This is a genomic window from Methanobrevibacter sp., assembly GCF_045586545.1.
Lineage (GTDB): Archaea > Methanobacteriota > Methanobacteria > Methanobacteriales > Methanobacteriaceae > Methanocatella.
In genome coordinates this window covers 1-12181 of sequence record NZ_JAZNAN010000054.1, presented here as the reverse complement: position 1 = coordinate 12181, position 12181 = coordinate 1, and the positions used below count along the sequence as shown (strand labels likewise).

Below are 12181 nucleotides of genomic sequence, written 5' to 3'. Positions count from 1 at the left end.
TCATTTGTAATAATTCGATGTGAAAATAAATTTATAACGAAATGAAGAATTTACTAAACCCCCTAAAAGAAAATGAACTTGAAAAAATGATTTTGACAATATAGATTAGTAATGTTGTAAAAAACAACATTTAAATATTTTTCAAATCATAACTATTATAATGAAACTTTGGAGATAGCACATGACTTACAAATCAAAATTCGGTTTTGGATGCATGAGACTGCCCCTAACCGATGCAACCAACCCTACATCAATCGACCAAGACCTGTTCAACGAAATGGTTGACATATACATGGAAAAAGGCTTTAATTACTTTGACACCTCTTATGCTTATCACGGCGGAAAGAGTGAATCAGCTATCAGAAAAGCAGTCGTGGAGAGATACCCTCGTGAATCTTACCTAATCTGCGATAAAATACCTACATGGGCATTAACACAGGAAAGCGATAATGAAAAATTCGTTAATGAAATGCTTGAAAGATTAGGAATAGACTATTTTGATGTATTGTTCATACATAACATCAATGTTCCATGGTTTAAACTTGCAGAGAATTCCAATTCCTTTGAATACATTAAAAAAATAAAAGAAAAAGGCATAGCTAAACAAATTGGCATCAGTTTTCATGATAATTCCGAATTATTGAAGAAAGTCCTTGATAAATATGGAGATATTTTAGACATAGTCCAGCTGGAACTGAACTACCTCGACTGGGAAGATCCCTCTATTGAAGCTCATAAATGCTATGATTTATGTGTGGAACATGGACTCGATGTTTATGTAATGGAACCATTGAAAGGTGGAGTTATCGTTAATCCTAATGATGAAATCAAAAATGATTTTAAAGAATTTAATCCGGATAAATCAATAGCCAGTTTTGCAATAAGATTCTGCGCTTCACTTGAACATGTGAAAATTGTTCTAAGTGGCATGAGCAAAATGGAAGATTTAATCGATAACTGCAATACCTATGAAAACTTTGAAGTATTGAGTGCAGAAGAAAGTGATTTTCTAGAAAAAATGGCCTTGAAGCTTTCTGAAAGTGTGGCGGTTCCTTGCAGCGAATGCGGATACTGCACCGATGCATGTCCTGAAATGATTCCGATTCCAGAATACTTTAACCTGTATAACACCAGCAAAAATCAACCACAATCAAACATTTACAGATTGTATTTCGATAAATTAGGCGACGAAAAAGTTCCTGCCGATGAATGCACATATTGCGGAACCTGCCTTGACCACTGTACTCAAAAAATAGACATACCTGAAGTGCTGGAGAAAGTTTGTGAACACTTTACAAAGGGATTCAGCCCTTATGCAGGACATCCTTAAGAGATTCTAACCTTCAATTCCCTAACCATTTCACCATTCTTATTTATTTTTGAAGCCTTTCTATAGTATTCAACCGCTTTTGGAAATATTCCTGAGTTATAATAAATCAATCCCATTAGGGCTAAGGCTTCCGAATGCTTATCATCATAACCGAGTAATCTTTCCAGGACTTCAGCAGAGGTTTCCAAATCATCCTGCATGTATAAATCATAAGCTTCCTCATACAATGTTTCAACATCATCCAAAGAGTTTAAGTTCATAGATTCATTTTTAGATTTGTTTGTCAATGCCATTTCAAGTTCATTTGCCATCTCATTTGACTTGTCAACTTTTAAGGCTTTTTTAGTAAATAGCAATGCAATATCCTTTTGATCCTGTTCAAACAGAATTTTTGCCATTAAAGCCAATGCATCCACATGCCTCTTATCAGTTGAGATAATATTGTTTAAAATATCCTTGGAAGCGGAATAGTCTCCCTTTTCATATAATTCCAAAGCCTCATCAAACTCGTCGAGAACTTTCACTTCCTTTTCAACATCTATAATCTCTTCAATTTCGCCCTCTTCATCACCGGAGATTAGTTTTTTCAGATATTCCAAAATATAGATGGTAGCACCCTTGTGAAGTGGTTTGTTATCATTTCCACATTTCGGTGAGTAAATGCATGATGGGCAGCCGCTTTTGCATTGGCAATTCTTCAATAAATCTATTGTAGAATCCAACAAATCAACGAAAACATCTACCGCCTTTTCAGTGATTCCGATGCCGCCTTCATAACCATCATAAATAAATATGGTTGCTTCCTGAGTGTCTTCATGATAATTTGTTGACAGACCACCAATATCAAACCTGTCACACATCGTATGGAGCGGGAAAAGGCCAATCAATGCGTGTTCAGCACCATGAAGCCCTCCGGCAAATACTTCCTCCTCATTTGGAAACATGTCCTCCAAAGTATCTTTTACAGTGCTAGGTATTGTAAACCATAAACCTTTGGTATTGAACTTTAAAGGAGGCAAATCAAGCGGATAAGTTCCGATAGGCTTTGAAAAATGCATCTTCTTATATTTGAAGTAGTCTTCACTAACGGTCAGCTCGCCGAAGTTGATTGTCAAATCACCGTATTTTGTTTTTGAAAGTTTCTTTTTGATTGAGGTTTCAGTTTTATTCAGAACCATTGTATGGTAATCAACGACCTGTTTTGACACATTGACATATCCCCGAGACAAGTTGACACTATTGACAACATAAGTGTCTCCCTTGTTAATTAGTATAGCTCCTTCATGAGCTTCCCTGTAAACCTGTGAACGTTCCATTGTCTCCAAAAGCATGCCATTATTCATTACCTTAAATTCCTCTGAAGAAATCTGGTCTAAAGAATGGTCCATTGCAGGGTTATCGTCATATGGATATATAAAGTCTCCCTTGTGATTTTCATACAAGTCCTTTTTGGAAACAAGCTCATCAACTACATCCTGTGAAATGCCGAAATACTTTTCGGCTTCGCCACGTTTTAAAGGCAATTCCTTGGCGGCGCACAACAAGTGAGCCTCCTGCAATATAGGATTTGTCAAGTCAATGATTGCATTTTCATGAGGCTTGTCGAAGAAGAACTTAGGATTGTTCATGAAGTACTGGTCAAGCTGATTTTCAAAAGCGATTAAAATGGCCAATGACTTCTGATTGCTTCTGCCAGCTCTTCCAGCCTGCTGCCAAGTGGAGATCATGGTTCCAGGATATCCTGAAATGATAACCGCATCAAGGGAACCTATGTTAATGCCCAGTTCAAGTGCATTAGTACAAGTAACTCCCAGATATTTCCCGTTCTTAAGGCCCTCTTCAATTTCACGTCTCTCCTGAGCCTGATAGCCTGCCCTGTAGGCTGCAATTCTATGAGCCAATTTTCCCTTTGCCTGTGTCATGTCCTTTTTGGCCCACATCGCAATTAACTCAGTGGTTTTTCTTGAAACAGTGAAGCATAACGTCTGAATCTGCTTGAGCATCATGTACATGAATATGTTTTCAGTTGCCATATGGACAGAAGGCGCATTCTGGCCAAAATTTCGGCCCCTTACATAGTTCTTAAAAGGATTGTATAAAATAAAGTCCTTCTCTCCGCTTGGGGATGTGTCATTGTCAACCAATTTGAAATCTTCACCTGTCAATCTGTTTGCAAGTTCCAAAGGATTTGCAAGTGTGGCCGAAGACAGGATAAACTGAGGATAAGAACCATAGAAATTGGCTATCCTTTTCAATCTTTTTATTAGAAAAGCAACATTTGATCCGAATACTCCCTTATAGTAATGTGATTCATCAATGACAATATACCTTAAATTCTTATAGAATCTTGACCACTGATGGTGCCATGACAAAATTAGATGAAGCTGATAGGGGTTTGTTAGAACTATCCTTGAATTTTCACGAATACCTTTCTTTTCTCCTCTTGGAGTGTCCCCATCATAGGTACGGGGATCTATTTTGATATCCAATTCATTTTCAAGATTTTCCAGAACATGCAGCTGGTCATTGGACAATGCCTTTGCAGGATAAATGTAAAGAGCGGTTGCATCACTGTCCTCAATCATTGTCTCCATGATAGGCAAATTGAATGCTAAAGTTTTGCCTGAAGCGGTAGGAGTTGTTATAATTACATTTTCCCCATTCTTTATCGCTTCATAGGTGTCTGCCTGATGCTCATATAGCTTTACATCCTTAGAATCAAGATAATCAACAATTCTTTCATTCAAATCGTTGACCTTTTTAAAGCTGGCTTCCCTGGCGGGCATTGTTTCAATATGGGCGATATTCTCCCTATATCTCACATCGTTTTTAAACATATCAATTTTATTGACTTTTGACATAATACCCGCTGAAACTAAGTTTTTAAATGAATTTTTGGTTAAAAACAGTAAGTTAGAAACAAGATTGTTCCTAACTTATTATGCATATTATGGAAGGATATTCCCTCCATGATTATCATTTATTCTTTATACTAAAAATAAATTTCTTTTCATAGTTTACAAATGCTCTCTCAATCATTTTATAAATAAAAAATACTATAAATTAAATTATATTAGATTAAGAGGGAAAAAATGATTACATTTGAAGATTTTGAAGATATTGTAGTTAACATTCTTAAGAGAGATATTTCTTCAAACATCAATCAGAAAAAGGCAATATTGTCTCCATCCGACAAATCCCTTTTCATTGTAGCGGGACCAGGATCAGGTAAAACAACAGTAATGGTGCTTAAAATCCTAAAATACATTTTCGTTGACGATATTGACCCCAGTGAAATATTAGCTACAACATTCACTAAAAAAGCGGCTAATGAACTTTATTCCAGGATATTGGGCTGGGGTGATGAGATAAAAAATCATCTGCTAGACAATCTGGATGATTTTGATACCCTTTTGAAAGTCGATAAAATAGATTTTAACCAGATTATAATTGGAACAACCGACAGTATTGCTGAGGAATTGCTTAGAGACTATAAAAAGCCCGGTGAAAACCAGTCCATCGTTGTTGAGGATTTTGTTGCAAACTCAGCTATGATTAAAATCCTCGTTGAAGATGAAAAATATCTCAATAAAGAACTTACAGAATACCTAAAGGAGTTAAGCGGAAGGCAGAAACTGGAAGGACCATCAAAAATAAGTGAAATTCTCATTGAAATTAAAGATAGGATATATTATGACCAAGTTGACTTTGATGAGCTATACTCTAAAACCCAAAAAGGAAGTGGACAGCAGATTGTACTCGATTGCATTCGCGAATATGAAAAAACATTAAACAATAGAAACACAATCGACTTTGCAATGCTTGAGTTTAAATTTTTAAACAAACTAAAAAATGGGGATTTAAACTCATTTTTAGATGAAATAAAGATAGTTCTTATCGATGAATATCAGGATACAAACCTGATTCAGGAAGACATCTATTTCACAATTGCCCAATCTGCACTGGAAAATAATGGAAATATAACAGTTGTTGGAGATGATGACCAGTCCCTTTATCGTTTTAGAGGTGCAACAGTAGATTTATTCACAAATTACCAAAAACGTGCAAAAGAGAGATTGGATATTGATGTTGAAGAAATTAACCTAACAACAAATTACCGTTCAACTGAAAATATCATCCAACATTGCAATCAATTTGCAGAGCTTGACAGCGAATACCAGAATGCAAGAGTTGACAATAAACCAAAAATTACAGCTCCTGACTTTGAAAAAGATAAGATGCCTATCTTAGGCATGTTCAGAAACAATCCGGAAATGCTTGCAAGAGATTTGACAAACTTAATTAACGATTTAGTGAACAAGGGAGAATGTGAATTAAAAGTTCTGCAGGTACTCAATAAGGAATATTATGAAAAAGTGAATGGTGCAATCGATATTGCAAGATTGCAGCAGATTAAAAGTGAAAATATCAAAGCTGGACGTGAAATCGAAAAAATTACTCTTAAATTGGATAGCGAATATGGTTCCGCATCAGATATTGCTATCCTTTCATATTCCCCAAAGGAACTGCAATATGGAAATCGTTCATTCCTGCATTTCTTAAGAAAAAATCTCAAAAGGCTTAGACAACCTATTGAGATGTTCAATCCAAGAGGAATAGATTTGCAGGATATTGATATTGTTGGAGTATTCTGCGGTTTGATTCTTGAATGCATTGACCCTGAAGCAAGCTTTCAAAATTCAGATAAGACCATTCCGAATTTAGCTAAAAGAAATATGCTTCGTTGGAGATTAAAGGCAAAGGAATTCATTAAATTAAATCCGGAACCTCATGAACCGATAAACCTTTCGCAGTTTGTAACACATTGGCAGATTAGAAGACCAAACGGCTATGATGAATGGCCGAAAAGTGCCAGTTTAATGGAGCTTGCCTACAAATTAACAACCTGGATTGAAGATTTGCAGGATGATGTTGAAGGAATTGTATATCTCGAGGCGATTACAAAATCAATTACGCAAACTGGCTTTTTCAATGATTATCATTCAAACATTTCATTCAGAAATCCTCATCAGGAAAGGGCCTCAGTTTTGGAAGCTATCTGGAATATTTTCATTCCTCTTTCAACAGGAGGAGTGAGCATTGACGAATCACTGCTTGAAACTTTACCTGATGACAGAATTAATGTCCTGTCCATTCATCAGTCCAAAGGATTGGAGTTTCCGCTGGTTGTTGTTGATGTCGGCTCAAGATTTAAAACAAACGATATCCGAACACAAAGATTAAGATTTCCAAAATCCCTTAAAGAGAAGATGACTATTGAAGACAGCATCAGACAGCACAGTTCCCTTGGACAGAGCGAAAGAAGTGAAAAGGACAGGTCTTTTGATGATTTAACCAGACTTTATTTTGTTGCATTTTCAAGAGCTGAAAGCGTTTTATTGTTAATTGGCCTGAATTCAGCAATTGAGGGATACAATAAGAAAAATGACCACTTTGACATTCCAAATGTTGCCCTTGGATGGAGTAGAGACGAAAAATATGTTGGATTTAATGAGATTTATTTAATTTAGAGGTGTTAATATGAAGTTGCCATCAAGATCAAAATCCTATATGATACCTGAATACAGCTTAACTGGAGACTTATTGTCCTTTTTAACATGCAATTTACAATACAGATATCAAAATAAAGGAACGCTTCCTCCTTCCAAACCTGTTCAAAGGTGGTTTGGAGAGTTTATTCATGGAGTATTGGAAGAAGCCTATTTGCAATGGAAATATAACCAAACCCAATTTCCATGGGATTGGAAGGAAGATATCAGACCTATTGAGGACTTAATTGACTTAAGATTACAGGTTAGAGGCCTTTATCCCCACGATGAAGATTTATTTTTCAGTATTTTGAATCAGCCGGATGAAGAATTAACAATTGACGACTTGAATGAACATGACCACAAGAAACTGGCAAGCGCAAGAGCTGAAAAGGCGATAAATATCTGGGGAGAACATCTATTCCCATTGATTGATTCATCTGAACTTTTAATAAAGGGAGTTAGAACAATGCCTAATTACGATGAGAACATTAGCAGATCTAATTATTACGGCATTAATGGTGTTGTGGACGTTTTGACTTCAATGAAAATAAATAAAAGTTTGGAACAGAGCAATCTGGATAATTTCAACAACAAGATTATTGCATTCCTAAAGAAAGATTCCGATTTTCGAAAAAGAATTGCGGAATATGAAGAAGGTGATGACTATGAAATCATCATCGATTACAAAGGAATGAAAAGACCTCCAATTAAGATGAATGATTCAAAGGCTGAAGACAAATGGGAAACCCATAAACAGCAGATCTTGACATATTCCTGGCTCAGATCCAAACAAGAGGATGCAAAACCGATTATTGCAGGCATAATATTTTATCTAAACGAACTTGTTCCATCAAAAGAGGATTTGGTTCTGATTAAAGATGAATTGAACGACGGTTTAACGGATGTTGGTTACGAATGGCAAAGGGACGTTGAACTGATTGAAAACTGGCAGGAAGAGGATAAGGCTCCCGAATTAAGTGATGAGTTTAAAATAGCCAGGTCAATCAGAATCATTAATGTCAATGAAGATGAAAAAGAGGAAGCACTCAAGAAATTTGACAGCGTCGTGGCCGATATTGAAAATTCATTAATCAAGGAAATAAAAGGATGTAAAATTCAGGATGCATGGAAAGCAGATTCAGACGAAAGAACATGCAGTGCATGCGATTTTAAAACATTCTGCAAAAATAACAGTGTTAAAACAAAAGACTTTAAAATTCCATAATACAATATAATAATAGGCGATTGTATGACTAATTTAGAAACAAACAAAAAATACTGTGAAATGATCGAGAGTAAAATTAAACTTGATGCTAAGCCAGTAGCAATGAAACTAATCAAAACCGAAGGGGACTTGCCTGAAGGTTATGATTTGATCGATGAAAAAATAAGACATTGTGAAATGGTCAGGAAAGCTTCTTTAGGCAATAAATTCTACTCCACCATCAACGAACAATCATGTTTAGGCGGAGCAGGAGCTATTGGACTTAGAGATATGCCTGAAAAATTAGCTAACGGTGAAAAATACTTCTCTTTAGGAAGATTCCAAGACTTGGAAACCGCTAAAAAACTAACTGACAAACTTTCCATCATCAAGGATATCAGTTGGGGAATCATCTATGCACCTTTAGATGAAGCTGACTTTGAAGCGGACATAATTCAAATAATTTCCGAACCTGTTGGCGGAATGAAACTTGCTCAAAGTATAGTCTATAAAACCGGCGAAAAGATTAACCCATCATTTGCAGGTATCCAATCATTATGTGGAGACGCATTTGCCAACCCATACCTTGCAGACGGAGTTAACTTTACATTAGGTTGTGATGGTTCTAGAGGTTATGCTGATATTAAAGAAAATGAAATGATTATTGGTATCAGCAAAGCTAAAATCGAAGAAATTATTTCCGGTTTAGAATCAATCTAAAAGAGCTAAATAATCATCATAATGATTAATGTTTAAAAGCTCTTTTTTATTTTTTTCTTTTATTCCATAAAACGTAAATCCATCGGCAAAAATTTTTCTTAAAATCGGATTAAGATTATCATTCTCATTTTCCAAATATTTCATCAAATTTTCACGTGGTGCAACAAAAGGCATTCCCAATCCTTCAGCAGTATCCAACAGACCTGTTTTCCTTCTTCTTAAAATTGATATAGTCCTGTAAGGGTCATCTGAATTTTGACTTACCTTTATCAGTTTGTTAAATGTTTCAGTTGATACTGTAGGCTGGTCTGCAGTGATGCATAATGCAAAATCAGAATCTGTTTTTGACAGACCATTGTAAAGTGATACTGATAAACCTACATCAACAGGGTTATTAATTACAAATTTGACAGAGTCTTTATAATTATCAAAGATAGCTTCTTTTATTTCACTAGCATAATGGCCAAGTACCACAATACATTCATCTGTATTTGCAGATAATGCATTATCAATAGTTGTCTCTATAACTGTCTTATTTTTAAAAGGTAAAATTAATTTATTTTTCAAATCAATATTTCGAGAAAGTTGATCCTTTCTCATTCTGGAATTCTTTCCGGCTGCAGTAATAATGGTTGATATTGTCATAAAAAATAGAAAAAAATGATATATTCACTCTGTTGGAATATATCTTATTACTTGTGCATAAACGCCCATACCAGTACCTGAACCCTCTGTCCACATTCTAATCTGAACAGGGTAATCATGATTATTGGTTACGGTAATATCCTGAGCAGGGTTAAAACCGAATAGAACTGCATTTTCATCCCAGGTCATACCAGTAGGCAAATCAAATCCTTCAGATGTAACAGCTGCTCTTAAAGCCCTAGCAGACGGACACACACCATGCGCTGCACTTCCACCTGGAGCGGATGCATCATTAGCTGATTCAAAGTAAACATAATCTTTACCACTGGAAGTTGAATTGGGCGGGATAACAGTTCCGTTCCAAGCTTCAACGAATTGTCTTGCATTAACTTCCCTAATTGAATCGCCGTATTCTGGGTGAGAACCTAATGAAGTACCATAAACTTCACCCTCTTCGGTAGTGTAATTTCCTGAGTATAATAGTATTGGAGAACCGGTAGGATATTCAGCAGCATAATCTACAACATCTTGACCGAAGATAACCGGCACATCAGCTGAAGAAATATTGTTCCTTCCATCTGAAAAGCCAACCATTCCTTTTTCTAATGTGAAAATAGAACCTACAGAAGCATCATAATTATACCAACTGACAATGGTTGAATTATCATAATAATCATTATGGAAATCTAGATTTTTAATTTGGTCAACAGGAACGGATTGAATCACAGTTCCATTTTCAACGACATCAACACCAGTTTCAGTTTTAACTAACCATTTATATGGAGCACTATAACCCCACACATAGTTATCCGGCGCTTTAACAACTAACTTATCCCCTTCACTTGTCAAAAATCCAGGACCCTCAACATCAACAACAGTTCCATAAGAATCAATACCTTCACCAGATACACATGAAAAGTCAAATGGCACGACACCTGTAGTTAAAGACACTAACAGTCCCTGTAAATCAAAAGCCAATAACTGATGTGATAAAAAACCAATATTTGAAATAAGTGGGACTTCAATTGGGTTACCTGTATTCAAAATTGATTGGTTTTCAAACATTGACTGGCCCATAGGAAGGTTATAATCCTCTGCTATGGATTGAGCTGTGTATGGAGCACTACTTGCTGAACTTAAGACTACAAATAAAACACTTAAAACTATTAATGCAATTATTATTGTAATACTTATTTTTCTCCAACTTCTACTCATTTAATACACCCAAAAAATAATACAATAATAAATATTGATTCCCTATTATAAATACATTATTACTAATTGCGCAGTTTCTCAGAAATTAGTTTTATTCTTTCTTGAATCTCAATTATTCTATCCTGACCATTGCCACCAATGAAAATAGCTTCTTCATGGGAATACTCGGCAACCAGTTCAATAATTTCGTCTAAAGTACTTACGGTAATGATATTGCCCATATAACCCAAGGAATTCAATCTATAGATAGCCAAATCTAGAGTGTCATCCAAGCCAGGGAACAAGACAATTACTTCGGGATTGTATTTGGCAGCAACATCCAAAATATCAAGCCTGTGTATCTCATTATGTCTAGGGGTTCCAATGAATAATGCATAAAAGTCTTTTTCGGCCAAAACTGATGCCAAAGCATCTGAATTGTCTGTTTTTCCAACATAAACATCAGCATTATTAATTTTATAAACATCCAAACGACCTTCAACTGCCTTAAAATTTGAAAGCGTTGATCTGACAACATCCTTAGGCACCTTCAACTCCCGTGTAATTGCAGTTGCAAGGCCAGCATTAAGTAGATTAAATTTACCGACCAAATGGATTTCATCCTGATATTCAAAATAGGGAATGCTTTTGCTTGCGGCCTCTTTAAAGTCGGCATTGAAATCCTGGTTGAATGCAGTGAAAATTGTTTTGCCTTCAAAAAATCTAACAAGGGAATTCTTATAATTGGCTATTGTCTTGTGAACGTCCATATGGTCATTGCCTATATTTGTTAATCCAATCATGTCAAAGTCAAAGCAGTATTTAGCAAAATCAAGAGTCATGTCACAGACTTCCACAAGCAATATGTCACAATCAAACTCATTGGCTTCGAGAATCAAATCATAATAACCTGAAAATCCTCCTCCACCATTTCCGCCGACAAGAACCTTTTTGCCCGCATTCTCCAATATTTCCTTAATCATGTGAACAGTTGTAGTTTTGCCGTTGGTTCCGGTAATCCCAATTGTGAAAATATCCTTATGTTTTGTTACAACATCACTTAATAATTCTCCGTCTTCCAATAATCTTGTTGCAAAAGCTCCGCCAAACATGCTGGGACTAATGGCTATCGCATCACATTCATCAATTGCATATGAATTGGTAAAACCCAAATCAACAATAATCTTTTCCCCTACAAAAGAGATGGTTTGATTTTCATCAATCACATCCATTGACAATAAAGGTAAATTCAAACCAGCTAAATCCACATTAATATTCAAATCAGTTGCATAAACTTCCCAACCATGCTTCAAAAGGGAATTTACAGCCTTTTTTCCTTCTACTCCTAATCCAATAACTGCCGCTTTCATAAAAAATAATTCCTAAATAATAAATAATTATACAAATAATTATTACTTTAAAATAATTAATAAATATTTTGAAAAAACAAATAATTTTAATAGCATAATGATTATAATTAAAGCAAGGTGATTTAATGTTTGAAGATGAAAGAGATGATAAAATTTATAACCTAAT

At 35.4% G+C, this 12181-nt stretch carries 7 protein-coding genes and 1 pseudogene; 4 read left to right on the top strand and 4 right to left on the bottom strand.

What is annotated here, in order from left to right; all coding sequences use genetic code 11:
• Positions 1–181 precede the first annotated feature (181 nt).
• Positions 182–1330: an aldo/keto reductase gene (locus ACKI3D_RS04485; protein WP_407392551.1), complete on the top strand. Its 1149-nt coding sequence runs from the start codon at positions 182–184 to the stop codon at positions 1328–1330.
• Between the two features lie 565 nt (positions 1331–1895).
• On the opposite strand, the pseudogene ACKI3D_RS04480 reads toward ACKI3D_RS04485, so the two are convergent.
• Positions 1896–4191, bottom strand: a pseudogene (locus ACKI3D_RS04480) (DEAD/DEAH box helicase); the annotation flags it as partial.
• Between the two features lie 231 nt (positions 4192–4422).
• On the opposite strand from ACKI3D_RS04480, the gene ACKI3D_RS04475 reads away from it, so the two are divergent.
• The 3 genes from ACKI3D_RS04475 to ACKI3D_RS04465 are packed head-to-tail and all read left to right on the top strand — an operon-like array spanning position 4423 to position 8806.
• Complete coding sequence (locus ACKI3D_RS04475) at positions 4423–6861, top strand: UvrD-helicase domain-containing protein (protein WP_407392550.1); 2439 nt, start codon at positions 4423–4425, stop codon at positions 6859–6861.
• A 10-nt stretch (positions 6862–6871) separates the two neighbouring features.
• Positions 6872–8107, top strand: a complete 1236-nt coding sequence (locus tag ACKI3D_RS04470) for a PD-(D/E)XK nuclease family protein (RefSeq protein ID WP_407392549.1) — start codon at positions 6872–6874, stop codon at positions 8105–8107.
• A 24-nt stretch (positions 8108–8131) separates the two neighbouring features.
• On the top strand, positions 8132–8806 hold the full coding sequence (locus tag ACKI3D_RS04465; RefSeq protein WP_407392548.1) for a DUF169 domain-containing protein: 675 nt from the start codon (positions 8132–8134) through the stop codon (positions 8804–8806).
• Here the strand turns inward: ACKI3D_RS04465 and ACKI3D_RS04460 are convergent.
• From ACKI3D_RS04460 to ACKI3D_RS04450, 3 genes are all read right to left on the bottom strand, one after another.
• The gene (locus tag ACKI3D_RS04460) at positions 8798–9451 is read right to left on the bottom strand and encodes an NTP transferase domain-containing protein (protein ID WP_407392547.1); all 654 of its coding nucleotides are present in this window, start codon (positions 9449–9451) and stop codon (positions 8798–8800) included. The two genes, ACKI3D_RS04465 and ACKI3D_RS04460, sit on opposite strands and share 9 nt — an antisense overlap.
• Positions 9452–9475: 24 nt before the next feature.
• The gene (locus ACKI3D_RS04455) at positions 9476–10666 is read right to left on the bottom strand and encodes a hypothetical protein (protein ID WP_407392546.1); all 1191 of its coding nucleotides are present in this window, start codon (positions 10664–10666) and stop codon (positions 9476–9478) included.
• Between the two features lie 62 nt (positions 10667–10728).
• The gene (locus ACKI3D_RS04450) at positions 10729–12015 is read right to left on the bottom strand and encodes a Mur ligase family protein (RefSeq protein WP_407392545.1); all 1287 of its coding nucleotides are present in this window, start codon (positions 12013–12015) and stop codon (positions 10729–10731) included.
• Positions 12016–12181: the final 166 nt, after the last annotated feature.